Source organism: Asticcacaulis sp. YBE204 (assembly GCF_000495855.1).
Taxonomy (GTDB): domain Bacteria; phylum Pseudomonadota; class Alphaproteobacteria; order Caulobacterales; family Caulobacteraceae; genus Asticcacaulis.
Genome location: NZ_AWGF01000005.1, coordinates 290,286 through 317,260 on the forward strand (window position 1 = coordinate 290,286; position 26,975 = coordinate 317,260).

The following is a 26,975-nucleotide window of genomic DNA, read 5'->3' on the forward strand; positions in this document are numbered from 1 at the left end:
AAGGCTACGGGCGGATTTTCCCATTTCTTCAATGATTGCAGGATGGTTGGACTCGATAAATTCCGACAGTGTCATGCCAATCTTACGCCTACACGTCTCAAAAACGAGACAATGCGTCTATAGCATGTCTTTGGCTTAAAAGCTTGGGGTATAAGGAGCTGAATTCTTTCCGTCGTCCGGTGAATTGAGCGCGCGCAGGATCTGTGCCGACACTAAATCGAGACTATACGGTTTAGTAATGATCGGCCTGAAAGGATCGGTTAACACCGGCGGATTGCCGGATGCCAGGATAACCGTAATATTCAGTTGCGCAGATTCAATAGCGGTGGCCAGGCCGACGCCATCCATCGTGCCCGGCATACGGACATCGGAAAACACCACGCGTATGGAGCGGTCGCTTTGCAATAGTTCCAAAGCTTCATCGGCGTTGCCGGCTTCAAGGACAACAACCCCGGCATCACGCAGAACCTCCGAAATCGGAAACCGCAAGCCAGGCTCGTCGTCTACCACCAGGACCGCACCCGCAATTGGGGCGGTCGTTTCTTCGACCATTGTCATTAAATAGGCTCTCCGGCACGCTCACGTGACCTGATTAAGTATCTGACATAAGGCGCATTTTGTAAGGTTACAATGACGCGGAGCGCTTAGTTTAGCGCTCGTCTTCATCAAGACTGACTGCATTGAGTCTTTATGCTTGAAAAGGTCAGCGTCATATCAAGCCTCCCAACTTAGGAATGTATATATGCGCAGTCTCATTCGCCAGCCCAGCCCGAGCGCCTAAGTCTCATCGAAACGGCCGATGGGATAAGGAGCCAATGCCGGTAGGGAAGGCATATATTTGTAGACCATGCTCTCGTACTCGAGATTATGCCTTAGCTTGCGTTTATCATGGCTGCGGATACCATATAGAACTTACGACGCCTCCGTCTTAGTGCTAGGCATTCGCGCGATGGATAGCTTTTATTTTAGTGGCTGCTATCAAGGCCATTGTGCAAGGTAGGTGCAATGTCTGATGTGTCCCCGTCGGCTCCGATTTTCACGTCGCGAAGTTCAGTTTCCGCTGTGGCCGTATGCGGTTCGGATCATCTCTTCGAATGACACCGGCCGGACTGATGGCAGTGGCGGCGCTCGTTAGCAGTATCCTGCTGTCGACCACAGTTCTGGTCAGTGTTGCCATCACCGCAAAATACAGAGCACGCTCGACCTGATCTCCAGGCCTGCGTCTGGCTAATCACTCCGACCATGTCCTGGCAATGCACGGCAGATATCGGCCGTGCAGCGGAGCAATAGGGGATGGATCATGGAACCTATTAGTCATTACCTTATAGATTATCTGGCTGTCGCGCTGCGTGGAGGGTTCGAGGCGTCTCAGCTTTTGGAAGTGCTCCGGTGAAGATGTCGCCCTGTTAAACGGATCGCCTTTTTATGAGCGGCGGTTTCCAATGGCCTTTTGGGCTGCTCAAGATCGTCATGCTGGATACGCTGGATATTGCTTTGAGACTGGTGGCGGCGACCGTCATCGGCATGATTATCGGAACCAATCGCGACGCCCGCGGACGGCCCGCCGGTATGCGTACCTTGGGGCTGGTCGCGCTGGGGGCGGCGATGATCGCCGTCACCTCCACGCACTTGATCGCGCTCCAGAACCAACCCGACGCTTTGAGCCGCACGATTCAGGGTGTCATTCAAGGCGTTATGGCCGGGATCGGCTTTCTCGGCGGTGGGGTGCTGATTCAGAAGCGCACCACCCTCGAAATTCATGGCATGACTACAGCGGCGGCGATCTGGGCCACTGCGGCCTTGGGTATCACCGCCGGCCTAGCGTCATGGCCGGTGTTTCTGATCGGTGCCGTTTTGACCCTATTGCTTCTGGTGGTGGTTCATCCGCTCGAAAAAGCCGTCGAACGCTGGGCCCTGCGGCATAGAGCCAAGCGAAAAAGCGTCCGCAGAGATATCGAATAATATGCCCCATAACCTGTTATTTGCCGGGACCTGATTTGAAATCGATTTCAAAAACGACCAGTGCCGTACCGAAGTCGAAAGACCGGGCCGAGACCCTCAAAGACCTCCGCGATCTCAAGATGGCGCGTTCGGCCCATGCCTATGTCCGCGGCAATACCGCTCAGTTCTATGCGTGGCTGTCATCGCACGAGGACGCCATTCCCGATGGCCCGCCCGTTTGGATTTGCGGCGACTGCCATATCGGTAATCTGGGCCCGATCGCCAATGCCAAGGGCAATGTCGTCGTGGAAATCCGCGATCTGGATCAGACCGTCATCGGCAATCCGGCACATGACTTGATCAGGCTCGGCCTGTCCCTCGCCAGCGCGGCGCGCGGATCGGACCTGCCGGGCGTGCTGACCAGCCGGATGCTGGAAGACATGATCGACGGCTATGAGCAGGCCTTTGGCGACGACGCGGACAGGGAGATGCCGGAAACGATTCGCACCGCTGTCATGGTCGCGATGAACCGCAAATGGTCCGAACTGGCCAAGGAACGCATGGGCGGACGTCTGTCGATACCTCTGGGCAAAAAATACTGGCCGTTGACCAAGCTCGAGCGCAAGGCAGTGGAGGCCCTGTTTCAGACCGAAAAGCTGCGGCGGATGGTGACCTCCCTACGTGACAGAGACGCAGATGCGCGCCTTGAGGTGGTGGACGCAGCCTACTGGGTAAAAGGGTGTTCGAGCCTCGGCAATTTGCGTCTGGCGGTGCTGGTTGCCATCGATGGCGACGAGCTGTGCCTGATGGACGTCAAGGAGGCGATCGCGCCGCTGGCGCCGCACTACCGCGGAGCCGATATGCCGGTCGATAATGGCGAGCGGGTTGCTACCGGGGCCTGGCACCTGTCGCCGTCTCTGGGCGATCGGATCGTGGCTGCACCCCTGTTGGACCGGTCAGTCTTTGTCCGGGAATTAATGCCGCAGGACCTCAAGTTCCAGATCGAGCATCTCACCGCCGAAGAGGCCTGCGCCGTAGCGCATTTTCTGGCGGGCGTCGTCGGCAAGGCGCACGCCCGCCAGATGGACAGCCCAACCAAAGCCAAATGGCTGCGCACTTTGCAATCGCGTCGCCCCAGAGACTTCGACGGTCCCACCTGGCTCTGGGTTAGTGTTGTCGACCTTCTGATGCTGCACGAGGGGGCTTATCTTGGCCATTGTCGGCAATATTCCCGACAACAGGCGGGCTTAAGCACGGACCGATGAGTTTTAGAATTGTTAGCAAAGTATTGTCAACGAGATCAGAAGCATAAAAAGAGCGATATGGTCGCACCATACCGCTCTCGCATTCAATTTCTATCGTCACTTATTTTTAGCATCTAACGCTGATAATCTCGCTTTCAAGTCCGCTCGGTGTCGTGCGCGTTCTGCTTTGATGACGGTCTGAAGACGGGGATCGCCGGGAAATATGAATTTGAATTTCTCACTCATGTGAAAAGCCTTTCAGTTTTGGGTCAAGCTGCTCTGAGTGGGAATAGATAGGTCGGATGGTAGGACAGCCATCACGATATGGCCAAATGTGATTTCGCGAAAATTATCGAATGCGTGGGTGATAAACTTGATTGCTACATAGAACAAAGCCGCGCCGCCGATTATCAGCCAATAGAAATGCGATACCCAATTAAGTACGAATAGAGCGCCGACAAAAAGTAGCCCGATATTCGGGGGGCGCCTGGCGCCTTTGGTGACCCATTTTTCCGAACGTCAGAAACTGACGCTGGAAGACATCGCCGAACTGAAAGCCCTTATCTGGGAGCTTCACGATGGCCACTGATCGGGGATCTCGACTGAACCCCGTCACACCAAGGCCCGATCTGTCTGATGGCAAAAAAAGCCGCGCATTGCGGCGCGGCTTAACAGTTTGCGGGGAGGAAACGCCCAAGAAGGGCAACCGATGAACTATAAATTCTTGCTGCGGTGCGGCAAATTCAAGGGGTGAATTAAGACGGCGCTGTCATGTTTGATTGTATCAGGACTTGGTCCGACGCACTGTCTGGTCATCTGTCGAATTTGTAATTGGCTATAGCGAGCTGGCCGTCTCATAGTCTTCCGGCAATTCGGAGACAGACCATGCGCGTTACCAAAACCATTCTTCTGACCGGCGCACTCTTTGCGTGGAGTTCATCTGTCTTCGCTGCGGATGATACCGCCCGGATGGATCAGATTATCCAGTCACGCGCTGACGCGCGTGACTTCATGGGGTCGGTTCTGGTGGCGCGAGACGGCAAGGTTATCTTCGAAAAAGCCTACGGCTACGCAAACCTGGAATGGAGGGTGCCGGAAACGACCGACACCAAGTTTCGGCTCGGGTCCGTCACGAAGCAATTCACCGCCGTATCCATTCTTCTATTGCAGGAACAGGGTAAGCTGAAACTGAGCGATCCGATCAAGCTCTATGTGCCCGATGCGCCGGCAGCCTGGGACAAGATCACGGTTGCGCACCTGCTATCGCACACCTCAGGCATCATCAATTTCACTGCCATGCCGGACTATAGGTCTACCCAAAGGCTTCAGACGACATCGGGCGAACTGATCAAGCGCTTCCGCGACAAGCCACTGGAATTCCAGCCCGGCGAGGCCTGGAACTACTCCAATTCGGGCTATGTCCTTCTGACGGCGGTTATTGAAAAAGCCAGCGGACAGAGCTACACGCAATTTCTGACCGAAAATATCTTCAAGCCGTTGGGCATGAGCGACACCGGCTATGACAACGCCTCGGTACTTCTACCAAAACGCGCCTCGGGTTACATGCCGGGGGAAGGCGGACCGCGGAATGCCGACTTCATCGATATGACTGTGCCTCAGGGGGCCGGGGCGCTGTACTCGACGACGCATGACCTGCTTAAATGGGCACAGGCTCTTTTTGGCGGCAAGGTTCTTAAATCCGAAAGCCTGACGCTTATGACGACGCCCGTGAAAAACGACTATGGGCTTGGCGTGAGTGTCGTCAACGGCGTAAACGGCAAGGAAATAAGTCACGGTGGCGGGATCGATGGATTCAACACCCACCTGAGCTATTACCCCGCTGACAAGGTCACGATCGTTGTTCTGGGCAACCTGAACGGTCGGGCCGTCGATGCCATCGACCAACAGCTCGGAGATCTGGCACACGGAAAATCCGTGCAACTGGCCAGTGAACGCAAAGAGATTGAGCTGTCGCCAAAGGTCCTCGAAACCTATATCGGCACCTATGCCCTTTCACCCACCTTCAAGTTCACCATAACGGTTGAAAAAGGTCAGTTGATGGCCCAGGCGACCGGGCAAGCTAAGTTTCCCCTTTTCGCCGAGAGCGACACTCTCTTCTTCCTGAAGGTGGTCGATGCCAAGTTCGAGTTTTTCAAGGGTGCGAACGGTAAAATCGAATACCTTATTCTTCATCAGAACGGTCGCGATCAAAAGGCTGTCAGGGAGTGACCTGTACGCAGAGCTTGAGCCGTTAGGCTGTTTACTTAACCGGCACCGGTATGGATGCAGGTGCGCAGGAATTTCGCACGTCCCTTACCTAAGACGGAACCGTTCCGAATCGTTGCCTTCGAACATCAAATGAATGAGGTCGTTGTCGTCAGGCAGAGGTCCTTTTGTCAGTGTTCACTTATATGGATCACAAACCGCCGCACAATCTCGCGTAGAGGCTCAAGTTCGATATGGGCGATTGCATCTTCAGGATCGAACCACAGGACGCGTCTTTGGCCCATCTCCGGCCACAGTGTGAGCTGGCCGGTGACCTCCATCGGAAAAACCTCGACCGCCGGGATAAAGCGCTCACGGGACTGCGCCTGATCCTTGATATAGGCAAACCGGCCGAGCGATGTCGGGGCTACGCGGCCCAGAAGCCCGGCCTCTTCATAGGCTTCGCGGCCCGCCGCTTCATGAGGTGCGAGATCGGGAATGGGTTTGCCCTTGGGTATGATCCACCGGCCGCTGCCGCGCGAGGTAATGAGAAGGATTTCCAACGCGCCGTCGGAGCGGCGCCGATAGGGTAGAGCAGCAAACTGGTTCGGCGTGGGCGACAGGTTGACGATAATATCCTCCAGGCAAGGTCTCCTGATAATCAGTGTACGGGATATTATTCTGCCGATCAATCATTCAGGCCCGCGTCAGGTGAGCGTCCGCAGTAGATGCCTTTTCCTGACATCGCCAATTGTTGAGAATCAAGGCGTTCTCAGAAGAGTGGCCACGAGGTCGATGTAAGCGAATATGCTGAAAGGCTTGCGGACAAAGGTCGTGTAGGACTGGACCTTGTCCCGCGCCATGCTCTCACTTAGTGAACTCATCAAAACGATTGGAACACCGGCCATCTCTGGTTGTTGGCCGATGGCTTCGATTAACGCCGCCCCGTCCATGACGGGCATCATGAGATCGGTCAGAACAATGTCCGGTCGGCCGTTGGAAATATGCTCCAGTGCCTGCCGCCCGTTTACTGCGACCACAACCGTATGCCCCTCATCGGTCAGCACATCCTCCAGCAGCCGGAGAATGCCTATTTCGTCATCGACTATGAGCACAAGAGCCATGGATTACCCGCCCCGCGGCGGCACATATCCGCGGCTTTGACCTGCCAGGTCAGCGAGGAGCGCTTCGGCCTCATTGTTGCTTTCGCTAATCTCAACGCCGAAGTCACCAATCACGAAAGTCCGCTGCGTCGGATCGAAGTTGCTGTCCCGGACCTTAATGATCGAAATCAGGCGATGCAGACGCGAGCGCTGCGCGACATAGTTCAGCAGAATAATGTTTTCGGCCAGGCTGGAGCTGTCTTCGATCGGCAAGTGCATCCTGGCGCCGAAGACGTCGGACATTTCGAGGGAGTACAGCGTCGTTACGCCTAGATTGCGCAGCTCATTGGTCAGGGCCGAAAAGAAATTCCCTGTGCGTGAAGGATCGATAGCCGCACTGTGGAACGCCGTCAGGCCGTCGATAAACAGCCGTTTGACGCCGCGACGTTTTACGATTTCAAGCAGGCGATCGCCATGGACATCCAACAGGTCGCTGGTGGACGTTTGCCATTGAATATTGACCTGGCCGCTATCCAATTTATCACCCAGCGACAGAACCATGCTGTCGATCTTCGCGCGAACGCGGGTCGGTGTTTCGTAAAAACTGAACATCAGACCCGGTTCATCGGGCGCGGAGGCGGCCAGAAACTGAAGCCCGATGGTTGTCTTCCCTATCCCCGAAGGGCCCGCCAGCATGGTCGTCGAGGCCCTGGGCAATCCTTTGCCCAGCATGACGTCCAGCTGGTCTATGCCGCTCGTCACCGATCCAAATTCAGGACGTTCGTTTTGGGTCGGTCGGGAATAGAGCGACTCGATGCGCGGATAAAGCGTGAGGCCGGCCTCGGTAATCTTGTACGAATGGCGACCTCGCAAAAAGCCGCTGCCGCGTAACTTCGTGACTTGCAGATCGCTGGCCGTCTGCCAGCCGTAGCTGCGGCTGGTGAGCTGAATCAGGCCATCGACCATTGTCTGCTCCGGCGACACGCGCTCACGCGCCGTGGTCGTCAGAAACATGGTGCAATTTGTCGCGATAGCGATTTCCTGCAAGTCGTGGATGAACTCCTTGAACTGCTGATCGGTGGCGGCACTGGTCTGGGCCGAGACTAGACCGTCTATCACCAAAAGGCCTGTGCGCCGGCGCATAACCTCACGCCGCAGCAGGTCGAGCAACGCTTTCAGGCCGCCTTCCTTCACTTCATTGAAAGCGCTGAGATAGGCGAGATAATCGGGTATGCGTGACGGATCGAAAAACGATAGTTCGGCGAGGTTGCTCATCATCCGGCTGTGATTTTCAGCAAGGAGCGTGACGAAGAGGGCCTTGGTGCCGATGGCGACCTGGTGGAAACAAATCTGACTCGTAAGGATGGTCTTCCCGGCACCAGGCAGACCTTCGATAATGTACATGCCACCTTGCATGAAGCCGCCGCCCAGTACGACATCAAGGCCAGCGATTCCGCTTTCTATTCTCGGCAATGACGAGGTGGTCGTTTCCTCACGATCAGTCATGTTCCTTCTCCCCTGGGTCGTACGGTAAGCTAATGCAAAACGTCGTACCCTGATTTGGCAAGGAGGAAATAGTCACTAGGCCCTGCATGGCCTCTGTCAGTTGTTTTACAACCCAAAGTCCGACGCCAAAACCGCTGGCGGCACCTCCGCTCGATACGGCACGCTCGAAACGTCGGAATATCCGTTCCTGATCCTCCAGCGAAATGCCCGGACCGTGATCACGTATCTCGAAATGCACAAATCTCTGCTCGGGTGTGCACGACAGGTTCACAGTAATCGGCTTCCCGGCTCCATATTTTATAGCGTTTGAAAGGACATTATCCAGTACTTGCTCCAGCGACATGGGATCGCCCAACAACCGGGTGTTACCCGCACAGGTCAGTGTCAAATCACATCCCGCCAGTTCGGCGATCGGCCGAAAGCTTTCAACAACCGCCCCGATGATCTCGCGGCCCTCTAGGGGGACTGCATCCACAGTCAAGGCGCACGTGGTCAGGCGCGATATATCCAGTAATGTTCGGGTTCGTTTGACGAACATCGCCGTCACACCCGCGATACGGTCAAGCTCCTGAACCACTTTCTCGGGGGGCAAACTGGCCAACCGTCGGCGGAGCAGATCGACGCGTCCGACCACCGGACTTACGCCGTTCATCAGCTCATGGGCGGCGACTGCCAGAAAGCTGTCTCTGGCGGCAATCGCTTCGGTCAGTTTCGCGTTTTCGGCTCTAAGTTTCGCAAGTTCTCGGTGAACATCGCGAACGCCATTACCGTCACCCTCACCGTCGCCGCGGTCGTGCCTCCACGCTCCGTGAAGGCTACCCTCTTGATCGGCAGATGGTGGATACAAAAGGGTGGTATCGGCTATTTTGGCGCTAGTGTCAGGGCTCATAAGTGGCACCGGCAGACCAATAAGCCACACTATCGGTTATCAAAATCATCGACGCCGGGCGTGAGTAATCTGAATGAGGGCGCGAGGGTTTATGCAACGGACGGCCCATAATTATGCCAAGAAATATGAATGAAACAGGCGGATGCCCGCCTGTGCAACCGCAAGGCTATCGGTAGCGTCTACCTCGTAAGAAAACGATAGTCTTCGCTGATAGGGCAAAACTTATTTCGGTGACAACTCAGGGCTGCATCATGGCGCGGCATGTCCTAAAGAAGCGCCTTGTGTTTATCTTCATTCGTATAATGTCGCAGCCGAAACAGGCTTTCTCCATAGCGGCTCGTACTGACTCAGTGCACCAACCCCAGCAAACGGCCGGTTCGCTGGTTAAGGCTGCTTATCAGGGCGTCATGCAAAAGGGCGGCCAAAGCGATATGGGCGTCATTCAGATCGATAGTATTGGTCTCAAGACGGAAAAGGACCGATTGCATAAGGACTTCGGGATCATCAATATGAGGCATTTTTGAACTCGCTTGTGATGGGCCAGACTATCGCCATTAGCCTTAACAAGGTCTTTAAGCGCCTTGAGCGACTAGGCTCAGGACCTATTGATTAACAGGGTTCCCAAATGAGGATTGTTGTGATTCACGGGTGGCAGGAGGACTTGGCATGAGTGATTTGTTTTTGCTGTCTGAGCGCCAGTTTCAACGCATCCGCCCGTATTTTCCGCTGTCGCACGGTGTGCCGCGCGTGGATGACCTTCGGGTTGTGAGCGGGATTATTTACGTTATAAAACATGGGCTTCAGTGGAAAGATGCGCCGTCAGGCTATGGGCCATACAAGACGCTCTACAACCGGTTTATCCGCTGGAGCCGACTGGGTGTGTTCAACCGCATTTTCGCGGCTCTGGCCGGACAGGCCGGGGAGCCTGACCAACTGATGATTGATGCTACTCACCTCAAGGCGCATAGGACGGCGGCAAGCCTCCTTAAAAAGGGGCTCTTTCCCGCTGCATCGGTCGCACGAAAGGCGGCCTCAACTCAAAGCTCCACGCTGTGACAGACGGTCAGGGGCGGCCTTTGGTGCTGCTTCTGTCCGAAGGTCAGATGAGCGACTACAAAGGCGCAGCCTTACTGCTCGACTCTTTGCCCAAGGCCAAACACCTGCTGGCTGACCGTGGCTATGACGCTGACTGGTTGCGAAAAGCCTTGATCGACAAGGGCATTACGCCCTGCATCCCGTCAAGGCAAAACCGGAAAATCCAGATCGACTACGACAAAGCGCTCTACAAAAAGCGCCATAAGGTCGAAAACATGTTCGCAAAACTCAAAGACTGGCGCCGCATCCACACCCGCTATGACAGATGCGCCCACACCTTCTTCTCGGCCATACTCATCGCCGCTACCGTAGCCTTCTGGATCAATCAATGAGTCCTGAGCCTAGAGGTAATCGCATTGCAACCCATTGATATCTATCCCAATATTTCGCTCGCGTGAAGTCAACTTGCTTTTTTATATTTAGCGACTTATTACATGGGCTGGCAATGTGCGGCTGCAAGCAGGCATCCGTTACATCCTTCGCATCCAAAGGCTGTGCGAAATAATAGCCGTGTATCAGATTACAGCCTAATTTACGCAAGACGGCGAGTTGGTCGGCGGTCTCCACGCCCTCCACGAAGCACGACAGGTCCATGAGTCACGGCCAATGGCGGCCGGTGATTTGAGGACTTTGTGGCTGGCGGGGTTGGACCCGATTGCCTCTTGTCAAAGGATGACTTGCAGAGGCAGGTAACCGATCCCTCAGTCGAAGGTTTTGTGTGCGCTATCTGGCCGCTGAACCAAGGTCGCCGGCTATTCGCGTTAGTGCGCTGTCGACGGGACCGGTTACCATGCGTACGTCGCGTTTGAGCGATTTCGACAACCTGATGGAAAGGCGTCGTCGTCGACACTCTTGCACCAACTTGTAGCCATCGAGCAGGTCGGTAAGGTGGCGCCTTTTCTGCCGTCGGACAAGGCGCGGTTCATCACAGGGCAGACCATCTTTGTAGATAGCGGCTACAACATACTCGGCTAAAAAGGCCCCTTCATCTCGATGCCTTGATGAACGGTTCATCTAAGTTCCTGCCGTTTTTTTATATAGCATTTTTTACAATCCAGCTAACGAAGGACTGGAGTAGATTATGACTATATCGATCAATGGCACGTCGAGCTTTACCGATGCGTTCGGCGAAACTCCCGACATTCCGCCGGGGTTCCCAGAAGACCAGCCAATTGAACTGCCGCCTCATGAACCAAAAGAGGGCGATGTCCGGCCGTCGGCGGAATCACCATCCCTCTATATGCTTCAGTTGTTGCCGCCGCTCGATCCTTCTATCGCTGATCCTGCCATCCGCTGACCAGCTAAAGACAAGCGGCGCGCGGGATGAGAAGTCCGAAGTATTTCGATGTTCGTACCATTTCTTAAATTACAGACGCGCGATCATGGGAGGCGCGTCGTTAGAGCAGAGAAGCGATGACCAGTGACGACCGTAGCGTAGATTTGCCGCACCACAAGGCGGAGGCGGATTATCCACTCACCTCCTTGCACGATCTGAACAATATGTTCGGGGCGGCAATGGGGAGTCTTCAACTTGTCGCACGCCGCCATGGCGATGACCAAAAGACCTCGTTGTTGGTAAACAACGCGCTTACCTCACTTCAGCATATTCAGGACGCGGTGCGCCATGCCTTCATGAAGCGGGTCGATGCGGTGCCGCCCGGGGGGTTCGATCCCAGTCATAAGCTCGCAAGCGGGCACGCAACCGTATCGGCTGCCGCCAACGGTCATGACCTGTTTTTTGCGGCTATCGAGATGACGCGGATGCCGATGATCGTGACCGACCCGAACCAGGCCGACAATCCGGTGATCTTCGCCAATCAGGCGTTCCTGAACACGACCGGCTATGAGATGTCGGAGGTCCTTCACAAGAATTGCCGCTTCCTGCAAGGGCCCGGCACCGATCCGGACACGGTGGCCAATGTACGCCGGGCCATCAAGGAGCGGACGGACATTGCGGTCGAAATCCAGAACTACCGCAAGGATGGCACCATGTTCTGGAACGCCCTGTTCGTTAGTCCCATTTTCGACCGCGACGGCAAGCTGCTCTATTTTTTCGGCTCACAACTCGACATCACCCGCCGGCGCGAAGCCGAAAGCGCGTTGCGTCGTGCTCAGAAGATGGAGGCAATCGGACAGCTGACGGGTGGCATCGCCCACGACTTCAATAACCTGCTTCAGGTCATCATCGGCAATATGCAGCTAGCGCGCAGCGTCATCGACAAGCCCGACAAGATCGTTCGCTACAACGACGCCGTCGTCACGGCGGCCGAAAAAGCCAAGGCGCTCACCCAGCAATTGCTGGCATTTTCCCGCAAGCAACCGCTGGAAGCGCGCGTCGTCAACCTCAATCGCGTTCTCACTGAACTGCGGGACCTCCTGTCGAAAACGCTGGGCTCGCACATTGAGATCGATCTTGATCTGGCTAGAGATCTGGCCAACGCGGATATCGATATCATCCAGCTGGAGATGGCGGTCATCAACGTGCTGGCCAATGCCCGTGACGCCATGCCAGAAGGCGGTAAGGTCACGGTTAGTACTCGAAATCTCCGTCTGGATACGGCGCATCGCGACGACCGGTTCGGCGGTCTGAAGCCTGGCACCTATGTCAGCCTCGCGATCAAGGATACGGGCACAGGCATGCCGCCGGAAGTTCTGGCGCGCATCACCGAGCCCTTCTTTACGACCAAGGGCGTCGGTAAGGGCACGGGTTTGGGCCTCGCGCAGGTCTATGGCTTCGTCAATCAGTCCGAAGGCGGCTTTGCCGTGGATACGGAGGCTGGCCAGGGCACGACCATCATTATGACCTTCCCGGCAACAACCGATGCGCTCTATCAGGAAGTCCCGCCGGTGCGTGTGGAAATGGCCGGTCCCCAAGGTAAGGGTGAGCAAATTCTGATCGTCGAGGACAACAAGGAGGTTCGCGAATTGGCTTGCGCTATCCTCGAACAGGAGGGCTACACTATATTCGAGGCGGTCAACGCTCAAGATGGTTTGGATAAGCTGGCGACTACGGCGTCAAACGTGGACATGGTTTTCACCGATATTGTAATGCCGGGTCAGATGAGCGGTGTGGCTTTGGCCAAGAGCGTGCGCAAATCAAGGCCTAACATGGCCATTCTGATCACTACGGGATTTGCCGAAGACGTTCACGGACATACTAACTCAACGGAGTTCGAGACGATTTATAAGCCCTACATGCCTGATGAACTCGCGGCCAAGGTGCGGAGTGTCTTGAACCGGAAAATGGATCATAGAGCATAAGCTTTCTTCACCGCTAACTTGCCGATTTGATAAGCCGTTTTTCACCAACCCGTTCTGGTTTCTAGCAGCTGACTCAGGAGGGCATAGATCCCGACTATAGTTCACCGTCGCCCCGACGAAGCCATTCAACCCTCCTAAACCCCCGATGTCCCACCTTGCCAAAGCCTCCCTCATTGACCGGTAGCATCATGTCATTTTTCGTGAAAAACCTCGGTGACCAAGCTGAAACGATAAATGCCAGAAACGATACATTTCTTGGTTTGCAATTCATTCAGTTCACAGTCACCAGTTTGACATCGAGCACCGTCTAAGACAAAACTTTGATCACTATGCGAGGGCCCCATGCATGTCCCCAGGCTTTGTTGACTTCCTAAAATAAACAGAAAACGAGACTTTCATGACCGAACCTTGTGCCGTGTTTAGCGCCTCTGTGACGGGCCGCGAAATTCTGGCGCGGGATTGGACGCAGTCCGAGCTGGGATCGATAGAACAATGGCCGCCGTCGTTGCGTACGATGCTGGCGGTAATGCTGGGCTGTCCGACACCCATGTTTCTGGCATGGGGACCAAACCTCCTTTGCTTTTATAATGATGCCTATCGCTCCATACTCGGATTTCGCCTGGCCACGGCTTTGGGTAGCCCGTTCAGGACTGTATGGGAGAATATATGGCCTCAGATAGAACCGTTAGTTGCTAAGACCCTGGCGGGCGGGCAGACGACCATGACCGATATGCCGCTCGATCTGGCGCGCGAGGGTGTACCCGAGGAGAGCTGGTGGACCTTCACCTATTCCCCGGCTTATGACGAGCAGGGGCACATCCGCGGCCTGTTCTGCGTCACCGGTGAAACCACCGCGCAGGTCGTGTCGGATCGGCGGCGGTCTGAAGCGGAAGCCGCCAGAGATGCGGCGGACACGCGACTGCAACTGGCCCTATCCGCTGGCAATAGCATCGGTGCCTGGGACTGGGACGTCCTCAATGACACGGTGACGGCCGACGCGCGCTTCGCCAGCCTCTATGGCCTCGACCCTGAGGTGGCTGCGACCGGTGCACCTATCGCGGATTTCTTCTCGGGCATTCATCCGGACGACCTCCCGAAGGTTCAGGCCGAGATCCAAGCGGTGATAAGAGGCGAGGGCCTCTTCTGCTCGGAATATCGGCTGCTGGGGAAAGACGGCAGCGTGCGCTGGGTCTCTGCGCAGGGTCAAGGACTCTTCGACGATAAGGGCCGGTGTACACGCTTCCCCGGCGTCAGCTACGATATTACCGACCGGAAGAGCAATGAGCAACGCCTGGCTGTTAGCGAGGCCTCTCTGCGCCTGGCGACCGAGGCCGCCGAAATAGGGACGTGGGACCTCGACCTTTCCACGAACACACTGACCTGGTCGGATCGCACACGCGGCATGTTTGGTATTTCGCCGGGTTTGCCATGCAGTATGGATGACTTCTATGCTGGACTCCATCCAGACGATCTGGCGGCGACAACGAGCGCATTTGCCCAAGCGCTCGATCCGAAAATGCGGGCGACCTACGACGTGGAATATCGCACGATCGGTAAGGAAGACCGGCAGGTCCGGTGGGTCGCGGCCAAGGGCAAGGGGCTGTTCGACGCTAACGGCATTTGCCATCGGGCGCTCGGCACGGCGATCGACATTACCGCCGCCAAGACCGCGCAGACTCAACAGATTGTTCTGGCCGAACTGACCGATCTCTTGCGTAGCGGCGATGCGGACGGGGCACTGCATTCGGCCTGTGCCATCATGGGTAAGCATTTCGGTGTTCAGCGCGTCGGATATGGCTTGCTGGACGCCGTCGAGGATATTTTCAGCTACACGGTCTGCTGGACGGACGGGTCTGTGCCCCCGCTGTTGGGTGAGTATCCGGCCCATGCGTTCGGCGAACAGATCGTCGCGCGCCTAAGCCGCGGCGAGACCATTGTCGTCGATGACCTCTTCGCCAGTGTAATCAGTAACGAGGCCGAAACCCTGGATACGGCCCGCGAAGTCGATACGCGCGCCATTCTGGTCGTACCGTTCCTGCGGGGTGGGCGACTAAGAACCATCGTTTATCTTAATGCGCGGGGGGCCCGATCCTGGACGAGCAGTGACGTACACTTCATGGAATTGGTGGCAGAGCGCACGCGTCAGCTGATCGACCGCGCGGAAAGCGAAGCCTTGGTCCGTGAAACCGCCGAACGCTACCGTCTGGCGGCGAAGGCGACGAACGATCCAATCTGGGACTGGGACCTGACGACAAACCACGTGGCATGGAATGATGCCATCTATGATGTGTTCGGCTACACCCCGTCTTCGGTTGAGCCGACAGGTGACTGGTGGATTGACCACGTGGCACTCCACGATCGTGCACGGATCAGCGATAGTATCCACGCGGTGATCGACGGCAAAGACGATCATTGGGCCGACACTTACGATTTTCTCAATGCGGCTGGCGATTGCGTACCGGTTTTCGACCGGGGCTACGTCTTGCGCGATGGTCAGGGCAAGGCGCTTCGTATGATCGGCGCCATGCTGGACCAGACCGAACGGCAGCGCTCTGAGGCCCTGTTGAAGCAAACCAATGAAGACCTGGAAGCCCGGGTAAAGGTGGCCATTGCGGAGCGCGAGGACGTCGAGCAGGCGCTGCGTCAAGCGCAGAAGATGGAAGCGGTCGGTCAACTTACCGGTGGCATTGCGCACGATTTCAATAATATGCTCGCGGTCGTGCTCGGTTCGCTCGAGCTCCTCAACCGCCGCTTAGGACTTGAAGACGCCCGCGCTCGACACTTCGTTCAGCAGGCCAGTGACGCGGCTAAGCGGGCGGCAAACCTGACCCATCGTCTGCTCGCATTTTCGCGTCAACAGCCGTTGCAGCCTGAGTCCCTAGATCCAAACCGTTTGGTTGTTGGCATGTCTGACCTGCTACGGCACTCGATCGGCGCGGATATCCGACTGGAAACTGTGCTGGGCGGCGGGATCTGGAAGGTCGATGCCGACCCAAACCAGCTTGAAAACGTCATCCTCAACCTCGCGGTCAATGCGCGCGACGCCATGCCTGACGGGGGACGGTTGACGATCGAGACGCAGAACGTCCACTTGGACCCGCGCTACGTCTCACAAGAGGTGGGATTGCCTGCAGGGCAATATGTCATGATCGCCGTCTCAGATACGGGTGCTGGTATGTCGCCGGAGATCATGGCCAAGGCTTTTGACCCGTTCTTCACCACGAAAGACGTGGGGAAGGGGACCGGGCTCGGCCTCAGCCAAGTCTATGGCTTCATCAAACAGTCGGGTGGTCATGTGCGCATCTATTCCGAAATCGGGCACGGGACCACACTTAAAATCTATCTCCCTCGCGGGGAAGGCGCATCCGGCGCAGAAGAGGTAGACGATAGACATGCGGGCGCGCTGGATGGCGATCCGCGCGAAGTGATTCTCGTCGTCGATGACGAACCCGCTGTCAGACAATTCAGCGTCGATGCCCTGACGGAGCTGGGGTATCGCGTCCTACAGGCCGAGAGCGCGGCGCAGGCCCTTCAGATCTTGCACCAGAACGACAATGTTACCCTTCTCTTTACCGACATCATCATGCCCGACGTCAACGGCCGCAAGCTTGTCGATGAAGTGATGAAAACCTGGCCGCGCATGAAGGTGCTATATACGACGGGCTATACGCGAAACGCCGTCGTGCACAACGGCGTCGTCGACAAAGGTGTCAATCTCATCGGAAAACCCTTCACGATCGATGAACTGGCCACCCGTGTCAGAGAGGTGCTGGATCAATTCGACTGAGTAAAGCGCTTGTCAGTATGTCGCATACCGCGTCGATCCGGGTAGGGTCTGATAGCAAATCCTGCCTCACTTCAATCATTACGGCCGGACACCCCCGGTCGTCGCCGTGAATAGGGATAGCGTAGTCTTCCATACGATCCGTCTTGTAAGGCACATTTGCACCCGCGTTCAGGCCAGCGGCTTTGAGTGCCTCCACCAAACCCAGGCCCAAGGCTTCAGCATCGGCGAATAGAACGCCCATTTCCCATTCGCGGACCTCATTGTGAAACACCGGTGTGAAACTATGGATACTGACGAGCTTCCTCGGCCACCCATTCCTATGCCGGAGGGGGTGGCATGCCTTCTAGATTAGCGCTGTTGAACCGACACTTTGCCAATTTTAGCTTTATGCTTTGCTGACCCTCCGTCACCGTGTCGCCCTTATACTCCTTATATTTGTACAGGTAGTGTGCGCCGGAGATTTTGCTTGAAGGGTGACAAATGGACACGATTAATCCTGCCGAAAAAACTATGACACCAGCGCTCACTGAAAAGGCATACGATTCAGACAACACACGGGAACTCGTGACGAAGGCGGAAGGTCTCGTCGAGGACAAGGTGGAAGACCTTATCGAGGACGTCGATTCGGTTGCTCGAAAAGTGGATTGGAAGCAGGTCGCGGGATACGTCGTCGCAGCGGTTGCTATTGCCGGTACTGCGTTTGCGTATGGCCGCCATCGTCAGCAACAAGCCCAACTGCCGGTGACGCGTGCGGCAAAACTTCGCGATCAACTCGGTTTGTCCCACGTCGATTTCAGGGATTTGAAATCGACCTACAATCGCGTCGATATTGATAAACTGAATCAAACGCGTCGTCACCTCGGCATGATTGCCAAAAAAGCTACCCATCGCGGTGCTTTGAAGGTGGCTGAGCTTACAAAATAACTGAGTTATTTTTTCTGGTTTCTGCCGCGCGACTTTGGCAAGACGCGCGGCATTTTCGCTTAGGCGTACCGGTCAGCAGCTGTCAAATATTCAGAGAGCGGCATCGCCTGAAATGCAACAGGACACGCGGCACATTTAAAAAGTAATTACTATTGGGGGTCGCAGAGACATTATGACGGCGAATATCGCGATAATTGGTTCCGGTCCAACGGGAATATACACTTTAAAAGGCTTAGTTTCCTCAGAACGTCCGCTTCACATCATTATTTTCGAAGCCGAACTGGAACCTGGTAAGGGAATGCCTTACCATCCCGATATCAACGATCAGACCATGCTTGCCAATATCGCAAGTATCGAACTGCCCCCGGTCATTGTTACCCTGTCGGCGTGGCTGCACAGCCAACCTGACAGCGAACTCGAACGCATGAGCATAGTTAGGCCTCTAATAAATGACAGGGAGTTCTATCCTCGCATCATTCTCGGTGAGTATTTTCGTGCGCAATTCCTGGAGGTCGTTCAGCTGGCTGAAAGCCGGGGTCACATCATTGAGGTGATGGCAGGTTGCCGGGTAACCGACATAAAACTGGAGAAAAACTGGATAGAGATAGAGGCCGTATCCAGGCAAGGTGACTCGAACATATATAATGTCGACCATGCTGTAATGGCCACGGGTCACAACTGGCTTGAGACGACGGAGGTCACTCCCGGGTATTTTATATCACCCTGGCCAGCGCCCATATTGAAGAAAATACATAATGTACCTGTAGGGATTTTAGGTACATCCCTCAGCGCCATAGATGCCATGATGACCGTTGCGACCGGCCACGGCGCGTTTTACCGGAATGTACAGGGGATCCTCGAATACGAGCCTTTTCCAAATACCGAGTCGCTTACGATCACCTTGATGTCCCGAAAGGGCGTTTTGCCGGAAGCGGATTTCTACTGTCCTATTCCGTATGAACCGACGGCCATATGCACGGGTGCCGCCGTAGCGGCCCTGATCGAGAAAGGCCCGATCAATCTGCTTAATGGCGTTTTTGATCTGTTTGTGAAGGAGTTATATAACAGCGATCCGGAATACGCTGCCAAAATAGGTATAAGCCTGCTGACGGTTGAAACCTTCGCTAAAGCCTATTTCAGCGAGCGGGAAGGCTCGGACCCGTTTACCTGGGCCGTTAAAAATCTGGCAGAGGCGGTGGAAAATAAACGCTTAGGTCATACGGTGAACTGGCGTTACGCCATACTGCGAATGCATGAGGTCATCGCGCAGGCAGTGCCCTATTTCAACGAGGTGGATTTGGGACGTTTCCACAAATACTTCAAAACAGTATTTGTGGACAATTATGCTACCGTACCTCATCAATCGATAGAGCGAATATTGGCGCTCCGGCGTGCAGGTAAACTTGAAATTCTAAGGCTGGGCAATGACTGCCAAATCGACCCAGCGACAGAGGCACCCGGGGTAACCGTGACCTACGAGGCGGCGTCCAGAGCGTTCCCCGCTTTCATAGATGCTACCGGTCAAGCTGCATCGTCTGCACTCAATTTACCTTTCCCGACATTATTGTCTCAAGGCCTTATCAGAAAGGCCAAAACGCCGACACATCGCCTGGTGATCACGGATGAACCAGACGAGGTTGTCGAAACGGGGGGGATTGACCTGGACTTGGCGTTCCGCCCAAAATTTCAGGATAACCTGTCCAATAAGCTCTATTGCGTGGCGATTTCGTTTTTGTTGCACAAACTCCCTTTTGTCCAGGGCATCACCAGCGCTAATGAAATTGGTGGAATCGTCGCGCGTGCCATCCTTGAGGATGTCTCGGTGTAACCGGTCAAAATAGCAGTGTTTGAGCGTCTATATCGTCGTCACGCACCGTGGCGTCTGCAGACATCCGAACAATATTTCACATCGTTCCAGACGGCCTTCCATTTTTTGCGCCACGTGAACGGCCAGCCGCAGACAGGACAGATTTTGGTTGGCAGGTCCCGTTTGGCCACGCGCTTTGGCATTAGAGCCGACCTTCATGCATCGCCACGACATGACGCCGTGCCTCAGCGCGCAGGGCCTGCTGTTTGTCGGCGCCCATGCGATCCCAGGTCGCGTAGACAAAGGGCATGCGGCGGTTCTGTTCGAAGCGATCGCGATGGCGGGCTATGAAGTCCCAATAGAGCGCGTTGAACGGACACGCCTTGTCGCCGGTTGAGATCGAGGGATCGTAGGGGCAGGTGTCGCAGTAGTTGCTCATACGTAGGATATAGTTGCCGCTGGCGGCATAGGGCTTGGACGCCAGAAGGCCACCATCGGCGTGGAGCGCCATGCCGAGTGTGTTCGGCAATTCGACCCATTCGTAGGCGTCGGCATAGACGGCCAGATACCATTCATGAACCGCCTTTGGATCTATGCCGGCGATGAGCGCAAAATTGCCGGTGATCATCAGCCGTTGAATATGATGGGAATAGGCGTGTTCTAAGGTGTCGGACAGGGCCTGAAGCATGCAGTTCATCCGCGTCTCACCGGACCAGTAGAACCAGGGCAGGGGCTGGCGGGCCTCAAGTGCATTATTGTCCAGATAGCCCGGCATGTAGCGCCAGTAGAGACCTCTGACATATTCCCTCCAGCCGAGGATCTGGCGTATGAACCCTTCGGCGGCATTTAGCGGGACCCGGCCTTGCCGATAGGCCGCTTCTGCCTTCTGACAGACTTCGAGCGGATAGAGCAGACCGGCATTGATATAGGCGGAGAGCAGCGAATGGTTGAGATAGGGTTCGCCTTCGATCATGGCGTCCTGATGATCGCCGAAGCGGGCGAGGATATGCGTTATGAAATGATCGAGCTCGCGCAGAGCCTGGCGTCGGGTTACCGCAAAATCAAAGGGCTCTAGTCGACCGTATCCATCGGCAAAACGATGGCGTACCAGATCAAGGACCTCAAGCGTGATGGAATCTTTGCGAAAACTCAACCGCCTGGGCGAGGTTAAGCCTTTTGGCGGCGGTTTGCGATTGTCGGCATCGAAGTTCCAGCGGCCGCCGCAGGGCGCACCGTCGGTCTCAAGAAGGATGCCATACCGGCGCCGCATCTCACGGTAAAAATACTCCATTCTGAACTCGCGTCGCCCTTCGGCCCATGTGTTAAATTCAGCATGACTGCACAGGAAACGCGTATCGGGCAGGATATCGAACGGGACGGGGAGGGCAAGGCGCAAGGCTTCGAAGGATTCCCGAAGCCGCCACTCGCCGGGTTCGGTCACGACGACGCGCTCCAGTGCGAAATCCTCTGTCGCCCTAAGGATTTCACCTTCAAGGCTATGGCTGTTGTCTTCATCGTCGAGCGTCACATAGCGGACGGTGAAGCCAGCGGCGCGCAAGGCCTGCGCGTAGTGACGCATGGCGGAAAACAGAAAGGCGATCTTCTTGACGTGGTGGCGTACATAACTCGCCTCCGACATAACCTCGGCCATGAGAATGATGTCACGGGTTTTGTCCGCCTCTGTAATGACGGCGAGTCGCGTTGAAAGCTGATCGGCGAGTATGACCCTGAGCGCACCTGTGCTCATCTTATGTGACGGCGTTCCGATGACACCCATCGCCGCTGCGTCTGAAATGCATAGGGGAGGCTATTGTCATACCCGGACCTTCGGTCTGACGCGCGACAGGCCACCGTCCACGCCGATCACCTGACCGGTTATCCAGTCATTGGCAGGATCAAGGAGAAACACAATCAGGCGCGCCACGTCTTCAGGACGTCCGATCCGACCCAGGGCATGCATGGCTTCAGAAATTTTCCGCGAGGGGGCAGACCCCAGCAGAGCCGACGTGAGCGGCGTCTCCACCAGGCCGGGCGCTACCGCATTGACCCGCAAATTTTGGGACGCGTAAGTCGCGGCGGCCGACAGGGTGAGGCCGATGACACCGGCTTTTGCGGCGGCGATCGCCTCGTGATTAGCGAGGCCCTCCAGCGCCGCGGCCGATGAGATCAGCACGACGGACCCGCCTGCGCTCATATGTTTACCGGCGGCTCGAACGGTGGCGAAGGCGGTTGTGAGAGAGGCGGTGACGACCTCGTCGAACTGTGGCCGGGAGGTCAGGTGCGCGGACCGCAGCAGAAGAGATCCGGCGCAATTTACCACACCGTCGAAGGGTCCGGCTTGCGCAAGGACAGTGTCAACGGCATCGAAATCACTGGCGTCAAGAAGATGGTCTGCCATTATTTTGGAGGCGTCGCGGGCGGTCGTCACGACGTCATGCCCGGCAGCCCGCAGACTATCCCAAACGCACTGGCCGATGGCGCTGGACGCCGCGAGAATTAAATAACGCGCCATGGGTCACCCGTTCAGAAGACATACGCCGAGGTTCAGAGCCGACGCAAAAAACACCCACAATAGGTAGGGAATCAGGAGAAGGGCCGCAGGCCGGTCTATGCGCCAAAAGGCTGTAGCTGTCCCAACGATACCGACGATCAATGCGGCGATAACAAAAAGGCCGACGAGGGGCGAGCGGAAGCCGAAAAACGCGACGGACCACAAGGCGTTGAGGACGACCTGACCTACAAACCAGGCGACGGCGCTGATGCGAAACGGTGCGCGCGCGGGACGGGTGAGAACGCGGAAAAACGCCAAAGCCATCAGAACGTAAAGGACCGTCCATGCCGGTCCGAACACATAGTTCGGCGGCGTAAACGCGGGCTTTGAGAGGCCTGCGTACCAATCCGGGATGTTGGGTAATGTCGCGGCACTTCCGATACCCCCGGCGGCGGCGACCAGACCCAATGACGCTATCGCCGCCCATAAGGGGGCCAGGCCGGGTTGTGTGGTATAGTCCGAGACACCTGACCTACTCATTTGAACGCGCCTTTCAGCGCTTCCGCTTTAGGGGCGGGCTGACCCGGCTTTATGAAGGTCAGCGTCACCCGTCCCAGATGAAGACCGAACTTTGAAACGTCGGCGCGATTGATAGCCACCCCATCGGCCACCAGATGCGACCAGTCGTCGAAGCGAACGGTTAGGGTCGATCCTTTGTAGGGAAGCTTCAGGCGGTAGCGGAGGCGCATAGCGTTCCCCTCGGTCTCCAGAGTTGCCATACCATCGACGTCACCGGCCGTACCGGTATAGTGGCCTGCGGTTGAACGTTTGAAGGTCCAGGTCCGCGTTTGTTGTTCGCCGTCACTCCAGAGAAAGCGTTCGTCAAGCTCAAACCCGTCGACCGTTGGCGTACCGATGGCCACGACGGTGAACGTCCGCAGGACCTTCCCTGACCGGTCTTCAAAGACACCGTAGGCCCGAGTCTCACCTGCAAAGTAGGACTCCAGCGAAAAGGACGGTGTTGGCTGGCTATTGGTCTCCGATCTCAGGCTGGTGCAGCCGCCTAAGCATAGGAGAGCGAGGCTTAAGGAGAGGACTACGAATTTAGTCATGAGTGGCCGATCCAGTGCGAAGCTCAAATCAATACGCAAAGGCGAAGCTTTTGGTTCATACAGAGTTGTGTTAAAGCATCTCGGATGTGTGAAATAAATCCTGCTGCGGTAGTGCAAGGGCTTACCGAACCGAGTGGGATATGTCTATTTAACACGCCTACATCATGGCCCCGAGGGCGATCATCTCAGGGCAGGGTCAGACGGGTTCGCGCCAGATAGGCGTCGATGTTTGCCTGAAGTTCGACGTCGCTGTCGCCTGAAACCTGTCCGGATGCCACGCGCTGCTCCTGCCAGTAGACCGTGATGATGTGGGCGCGTTGCGTGCTGCCGGGAAAACAACTGCCGCGGTCATCCGAAAGTTCATAGCTGAGGTCTGCAAGCTCGACCGCCATACGTACTGCTTAGTCCTCGGATCGATGATCGGCGAATGCCGTGATCAGTTCGTAGCCACGCCGCTGTTTCTGACGAAGCACATCATCCTGCATCTTTTGAGCCTCTGCTTCTGTGTCAAACCAGAATTCCTTGGTCTGGCCGGCCGTGCCGATGCGTCCCCAATGGCGCACAATGGAAACGTCGCCGAATAGTCCGGGCTGGATGGATAGCTCATAGGCGCGAGCCATATTCTGGCTGTGGTCGATGCGACGCAGGACGCTGACAGACATAGAAATGCCCCATGGAGTCAAGGCAATAGCATAACATCCACAGGGCGCGCCGGCTAGAACAAAACAGGATTCTCAGGTCGGCAATCTATGGCCGCTGATACGCGTCAGCTCGGAAATCAACTGGTCCTGCAATCGGGCATCATGGGCTTCCGGATTTGCCGGGCGCACACGCTGATGAAACCAGTATTTCCCGGTCGTGTGGGTGTCGGGGTCAACGCCTTCAGCCAGCCACGCCTGGGTGATGCCGCCCTTGATCAGATCGTCCGGGGCACCGGGCCCACCCATCTTCGTGGCCACCCAACCGGGCTCGACGGCGTTCGATGGCACATCAGGCCAGAAGCGGGCGAGGTAGAAGGCCAGCATGGCATTGTGCAATTTGGTCTCGGCATAGGCGGCCGAAGCATTCCAGCTTCGTTGTTCCCATAGCAGATTGCCGATATGGGCGTGCGCGGACTTGTGCATGCCGGAACTCATATAGACCAACCGTCTGGGCTTCTCGATCAGGGCAGTAAGAATAAAGGGCGCCAGGGTGTTGATGGCAAAGAGATGGGGCAGGCCGTCGTCTGTGGTGAAAGCCGGCTCCTGATAGCCAACGGCAGCGTTATGGATGACGGCATCGATATCGCCAATCGCATTGACCTGTTCAGCCACGGAACGGGCACCGGCCATAGTGCTGAGATCCCCTGTCACGATATCAAAGGCGTTGGGAAGTTCACCGCGAGCATCCTGTGTGCGCTGCGCGTTGCGGCCGTGGAGGATCACCTCGTGGCCGCGGCCGTGAAGCCATCTTCCGGCGATCAGGCCAAGGCCCATGGATGAGCCGGAGATAAATACACGCGCCATATCCGCCTGACCTTCCTGAGCATCGATATGTGATGAGCGACAGACAGGCTACGCGCATGTCGGCGTGAGCGACAGGCAAAAAAAAGCCGCGCATTGCGGCGCGGCTTAAAAGTTTACAGGGAGGAAACGCCCAGGAATGGGCAATCGATGCGAACATCGAACATCTTGAATATATATGCTGCGTTGCAACTTCGCAAGGCCAAACCGGGGGGCGGCTTGTAACGTTCAGTTACAAATAATAGTCTATCTGTGAGTATAGCGGCCAAATGCATCCCCTCGACAGTAAAAACCCCGGACAGGAAATCCTGACCGGGGCGAAGGCATGAAAAGGTTCAAAATACTGATAGGTAGATTAAGACAAACACGGTCATATTGAATATATGAACGATACACCACATATCGGCCCAATAATAGCGAAAATATTGCACCGCAACAATTCGTGCGATCACGCTTGTTCGTTAAAGAGGCGGTAGAGGTCGGCGCGACTGCGGCGAGCGGCCATGATGGCGCGGATAAAGCCGTTGAGAATGGCGTCATAGTCCACCGGATCGACATTAAAAATGGCCAGAGTGCGCCGGACATAGGCGTCAATGCGGGTGATGTCCTCGCCGGTCAGGTCGTCCAGAAGCTCACTGATCGCCACGGCCAGCACATGCTCGATCTCGCGCTCGACACCAAAGTCGCTCGCGTAGCTCATCAATCGTTCGTCGAGCCAGGCTTCAAGGTCACGCAGATCATCGCTCATGGGTGAAGCCTATCTCACGCCGCCTGGACGGTAAAGGCGCGCTCGTCCCACGGCTGGGAGAGACACGGCACATCGGCGCCGTCGAGCCAGGCTTGCCAGTCGTGAGGTTCGATGACGACGGGCTCGCGCGGATGCAGGCGCTGCATCGCAGGCCCCGGTTCCCGCGTCAGGATGGCGAACGACAGCACGCTGCCCTCTTCGGTTTGAGCGTGATCCCACAGCCCGGCGAAAGCCAGTGGCTGATGGCCCGACGGCCTGACCTGCCACTGGGTTTTGGCGCCGGCAGGACCCGTCCATTCGTAGTAGTGCCCGGCCGGGACAATGACGCGGTGCCTCAGGTCCCAGGCGCGTTTGAATGTCGGCTTGGTCGCCACCTCTTCCAAGCGGGCATTGAAGGTCGTGGCCTTCCAGTCCTTCAGCGCACCGGTGTACGTGGCGGGGACAAACCACCAGCGCATCTCTTTGAGCACGATCTGACCTTCGCGGTTCTTCACATAGACCGGGGCAAGGTCCGTGGGCCTGTAATCTCTGGGAGGGGAGAGGAGGGAAAACGGGCTGGTCACATCAAGAAAGCCGGCATGGACCTCCGCTTCGCGGGGACCGCCATATCGTCCACACATACTGTTACGCCTTTACACTATGCCACTTATCCTCAGATAGGGGGCAATAGGTGCCAGTCAAGGCCACAAGACGGTGAAGGCCAGGATGCCAAGGGGTCAGGCACTCTGCGACCAACCCTCTGAGGGGCAAGCTTAAGCCTCGAATTCGATCACGACGCTTGGCGCTGAACGTTTGGCCGCCCCGTGGAAGACGATCTCGATATTGTTGCCGTCAGGGTCAAGTACAAACGCCGCAAAGTAACCCGGATGATAGGGGCGTTCACCCGGTGCCCCGTTATCTGTGCCGCCGTTTTCCAATGCCGCGGCGTAGAAGGCTTCGACCTGGGCCTCATCCGCGGCCTGAAAGGCCAGATGAACGCGACCCGTCAGGCGGCCTTGAGCGGCCGCGCTATCGGCCGACGATACACCCAACTCGTCGGCCATGAAGAAATCGTCCGTCGGGCTAAGCACCTCGATGCCGAGCGTACGCATGACCGCTTCGTAGAAGCGCTTGCTCGCCGTGAAGTCCTTGACCACCAGTTGAACGTGATCGATGAGGCGGCCGCGGTGCAATTGATGGGCTTCCATTTGAACCTCCGCAATGGAATTGACGCGGCGAGACTGCGGTTTTCAGGCTAAGTTTTCGATAGTGAAGCCTTTTGGGCCGGGTTCGGACGAGGGATTAAAGGTTCGGACAGCTCTACCGGCTCTATCAAGACGACCGACAGCACAAATTTTTTTTACCTCTCAAGTGTAGCGGC

Annotated in this window: 27 protein-coding genes and 2 pseudogenes; 11 read left to right on the forward strand and 18 right to left on the reverse strand. The window is 56.3% G+C overall.

Annotated features, from left to right (window positions below; all coding sequences use genetic code 11):
• Positions 1–135: 135 nt before the first annotated feature.
• Positions 136–558, reverse strand: a complete 423-nt coding sequence (locus AEYBE204_RS30770) for a response regulator (protein ID WP_023462382.1) — start codon at positions 556–558, stop codon at positions 136–138.
• 867 nt (positions 559–1,425) lie between these two features.
• Here AEYBE204_RS30770 and AEYBE204_RS30775 point away from each other — a divergent pair.
• The 3 genes from AEYBE204_RS30775 (at position 1,426) to AEYBE204_RS30785 (ending at position 5,414) form a co-directional block, all read left to right on the forward strand.
• The gene (locus AEYBE204_RS30775; RefSeq protein ID WP_023462383.1) at positions 1,426–1,962 is read left to right on the forward strand and encodes an MgtC/SapB family protein; all 537 of its coding nucleotides are present in this window, start codon (positions 1,426–1,428) and stop codon (positions 1,960–1,962) included.
• 35 nt (positions 1,963–1,997) lie between these two features.
• Entirely contained in the window at positions 1,998–3,206 is a 1,209-nt protein-coding gene (locus AEYBE204_RS30780) for a DUF2252 family protein (protein ID WP_023462384.1), read from the forward strand.
• An 864-nt stretch (positions 3,207–4,070) separates the two neighbouring features.
• Complete coding sequence (locus AEYBE204_RS30785) at positions 4,071–5,414, forward strand: serine hydrolase (RefSeq protein ID WP_031230595.1); 1,344 nt, start codon at positions 4,071–4,073, stop codon at positions 5,412–5,414.
• Positions 5,415–5,581: 167 nt separating this feature from the next.
• Here AEYBE204_RS30785 and AEYBE204_RS30790 read toward each other — a convergent pair whose 3' ends face one another.
• From AEYBE204_RS30790 to AEYBE204_RS30805, 4 genes are all read right to left on the reverse strand, one after another.
• Positions 5,582–6,082, reverse strand: a complete 501-nt coding sequence (locus AEYBE204_RS30790; protein ID WP_081724658.1) for an NUDIX hydrolase — start codon at positions 6,080–6,082, stop codon at positions 5,582–5,584.
• A gap of 69 nt (positions 6,083–6,151) precedes the next feature.
• The gene (locus AEYBE204_RS30795; protein WP_023462388.1) at positions 6,152–6,514 is read right to left on the reverse strand and encodes a response regulator; all 363 of its coding nucleotides are present in this window, start codon (positions 6,512–6,514) and stop codon (positions 6,152–6,154) included.
• A 3-nt stretch (positions 6,515–6,517) separates the two neighbouring features.
• The gene (locus AEYBE204_RS30800; protein ID WP_031230599.1) at positions 6,518–7,999 is read right to left on the reverse strand and encodes an ATPase domain-containing protein; all 1,482 of its coding nucleotides are present in this window, start codon (positions 7,997–7,999) and stop codon (positions 6,518–6,520) included.
• The gene (locus AEYBE204_RS30805; RefSeq protein ID WP_023462390.1) at positions 7,992–8,888 is read right to left on the reverse strand and encodes a sensor histidine kinase KdpD; all 897 of its coding nucleotides are present in this window, start codon (positions 8,886–8,888) and stop codon (positions 7,992–7,994) included. The genes AEYBE204_RS30800 and AEYBE204_RS30805 overlap by 8 nt, the downstream gene beginning before the upstream one ends.
• A gap of 251 nt (positions 8,889–9,139) precedes the next feature.
• Between AEYBE204_RS30805 and AEYBE204_RS30810 the strand changes: the two genes are divergently transcribed.
• Positions 9,140–9,412 carry a hypothetical protein gene (locus tag AEYBE204_RS30810; protein ID WP_023462391.1) on the forward strand — a complete coding sequence of 91 codons (273 nt, stop codon included), beginning with the start codon at positions 9,140–9,142 and terminating at the stop codon, positions 9,410–9,412.
• 142 nt (positions 9,413–9,554) lie between these two features.
• Positions 9,555–10,315, forward strand: a protein-coding gene (locus tag AEYBE204_RS40010; RefSeq protein WP_155908366.1) for an IS5 family transposase whose coding sequence is annotated in 2 segments (ribosomal slippage) — positions 9,555–9,888 and positions 9,888–10,315 — 762 coding nt in all. Because the reading frame shifts where the segments join, the coding sequence is not laid out codon by codon here.
• Here the strand turns inward: AEYBE204_RS40010 and AEYBE204_RS41100 are convergent.
• The gene (locus AEYBE204_RS41100) at positions 10,305–10,577 is read right to left on the reverse strand and encodes an EAL domain-containing protein (RefSeq protein ID WP_081724659.1); all 273 of its coding nucleotides are present in this window, start codon (positions 10,575–10,577) and stop codon (positions 10,305–10,307) included. The genes AEYBE204_RS40010 and AEYBE204_RS41100 overlap by 11 nt on opposite strands.
• Positions 10,578–10,802: 225 nt before the next feature.
• On the opposite strand from AEYBE204_RS41100, the pseudogene AEYBE204_RS40020 reads away from it, so the two are divergent.
• The 4 genes and pseudogenes from AEYBE204_RS40020 to AEYBE204_RS39545 form a co-directional block, all read left to right on the forward strand.
• Positions 10,803–10,958: pseudogene (locus tag AEYBE204_RS40020) on the forward strand (SDR family oxidoreductase); the annotation flags it as partial.
• A gap of 106 nt (positions 10,959–11,064) precedes the next feature.
• Positions 11,065–11,280 carry a hypothetical protein gene (locus AEYBE204_RS40345; RefSeq protein ID WP_155908368.1) on the forward strand — a complete coding sequence of 72 codons (216 nt, stop codon included), beginning with the start codon at positions 11,065–11,067 and terminating at the stop codon, positions 11,278–11,280.
• 116 nt (positions 11,281–11,396) lie between these two features.
• On the forward strand, positions 11,397–13,244 hold the full coding sequence (locus AEYBE204_RS30825; protein ID WP_023462395.1) for a histidine kinase famiy protein: 1,848 nt from the start codon (positions 11,397–11,399) through the stop codon (positions 13,242–13,244).
• Between the two features lie 397 nt (positions 13,245–13,641).
• On the forward strand, positions 13,642–17,031 hold the full coding sequence (locus tag AEYBE204_RS39545; RefSeq protein ID WP_081724660.1) for a hybrid sensor histidine kinase/response regulator: 3,390 nt from the start codon (positions 13,642–13,644) through the stop codon (positions 17,029–17,031).
• Here the strand turns inward: AEYBE204_RS39545 and AEYBE204_RS40025 are convergent.
• Positions 17,003–17,326 (reverse strand): annotated as a pseudogene (locus tag AEYBE204_RS40025) (N-formylglutamate amidohydrolase); the annotation flags it as partial. The gene AEYBE204_RS39545 and the pseudogene AEYBE204_RS40025 overlap by 29 nt on opposite strands.
• 185 nt (positions 17,327–17,511) lie before the next feature.
• Here AEYBE204_RS40025 and AEYBE204_RS30840 point away from each other — a divergent pair.
• Complete coding sequence (locus tag AEYBE204_RS30840; RefSeq protein WP_023462397.1) at positions 17,512–17,955, forward strand: hypothetical protein; 444 nt, start codon at positions 17,512–17,514, stop codon at positions 17,953–17,955.
• 172 nt (positions 17,956–18,127) lie between these two features.
• Complete coding sequence (locus AEYBE204_RS30845; protein WP_031230606.1) at positions 18,128–19,783, forward strand: FAD/NAD(P)-binding protein; 1,656 nt, start codon at positions 18,128–18,130, stop codon at positions 19,781–19,783.
• A gap of 38 nt (positions 19,784–19,821) precedes the next feature.
• On the opposite strand, the gene AEYBE204_RS40030 is transcribed toward AEYBE204_RS30845, so the two are convergent.
• The 11 genes from AEYBE204_RS40030 to AEYBE204_RS30880 all read right to left on the reverse strand — a co-directional run bounded on the left by AEYBE204_RS40030 (position 19,822) and on the right by AEYBE204_RS30880 (position 26,802).
• Positions 19,822–19,965, reverse strand: coding sequence for a DUF2256 domain-containing protein (locus AEYBE204_RS40030; protein WP_081724662.1), 144 nt, complete (start codon positions 19,963–19,965; stop codon positions 19,822–19,824).
• Positions 19,965–21,509 carry a cryptochrome/photolyase family protein gene (locus tag AEYBE204_RS30850; protein ID WP_031230608.1) on the reverse strand — a complete coding sequence of 515 codons (1,545 nt, stop codon included), beginning with the start codon at positions 21,507–21,509 and terminating at the stop codon, positions 19,965–19,967. Before AEYBE204_RS30850 ends, AEYBE204_RS40030 begins: the two co-directional genes overlap by 1 nt.
• Before the next feature lie 66 nt (positions 21,510–21,575).
• Positions 21,576–22,274, reverse strand: a complete 699-nt coding sequence (locus AEYBE204_RS0120320) for an SDR family NAD(P)-dependent oxidoreductase (protein ID WP_031230610.1) — start codon at positions 22,272–22,274, stop codon at positions 21,576–21,578.
• 3 nt (positions 22,275–22,277) lie between these two features.
• Positions 22,278–22,793 (reverse strand): TspO/MBR family protein, encoded by a 516-nt coding sequence (locus AEYBE204_RS30855; protein ID WP_023462402.1) that lies wholly within the window; start codon positions 22,791–22,793, stop codon positions 22,278–22,280.
• Positions 22,790–23,365, reverse strand: a complete 576-nt coding sequence (locus AEYBE204_RS0120325) for a DUF3833 domain-containing protein (RefSeq protein WP_035441959.1) — start codon at positions 23,363–23,365, stop codon at positions 22,790–22,792. The genes AEYBE204_RS30855 and AEYBE204_RS0120325 overlap by 4 nt, the downstream gene beginning before the upstream one ends.
• 185 nt (positions 23,366–23,550) lie before the next feature.
• Positions 23,551–23,757, reverse strand: a complete 207-nt coding sequence (locus AEYBE204_RS30860; RefSeq protein ID WP_023462404.1) for a hypothetical protein — start codon at positions 23,755–23,757, stop codon at positions 23,551–23,553.
• A gap of 9 nt (positions 23,758–23,766) precedes the next feature.
• The gene (locus AEYBE204_RS30865) at positions 23,767–24,027 is read right to left on the reverse strand and encodes a WGR domain-containing protein (RefSeq protein ID WP_023462405.1); all 261 of its coding nucleotides are present in this window, start codon (positions 24,025–24,027) and stop codon (positions 23,767–23,769) included.
• Positions 24,028–24,099: 72 nt separating this feature from the next.
• Positions 24,100–24,870, reverse strand: coding sequence for an SDR family NAD(P)-dependent oxidoreductase (locus tag AEYBE204_RS30870; protein ID WP_031230616.1), 771 nt, complete (start codon positions 24,868–24,870; stop codon positions 24,100–24,102).
• A gap of 445 nt (positions 24,871–25,315) precedes the next feature.
• Positions 25,316–25,615 (reverse strand): hypothetical protein, encoded by a 300-nt coding sequence (locus AEYBE204_RS30875; protein WP_023462407.1) that lies wholly within the window; start codon positions 25,613–25,615, stop codon positions 25,316–25,318.
• A 14-nt stretch (positions 25,616–25,629) separates the two neighbouring features.
• A complete protein-coding gene (locus AEYBE204_RS0120330; protein WP_081724663.1) occupies positions 25,630–26,235 on the reverse strand; it encodes an SOS response-associated peptidase in 606 nt (201 codons plus the stop codon).
• Positions 26,236–26,367: 132 nt separating this feature from the next.
• Positions 26,368–26,802 (reverse strand): VOC family protein, encoded by a 435-nt coding sequence (locus AEYBE204_RS30880; protein ID WP_023462409.1) that lies wholly within the window; start codon positions 26,800–26,802, stop codon positions 26,368–26,370.
• Between the last annotated feature and the right edge of the window lie 173 nt (positions 26,803–26,975).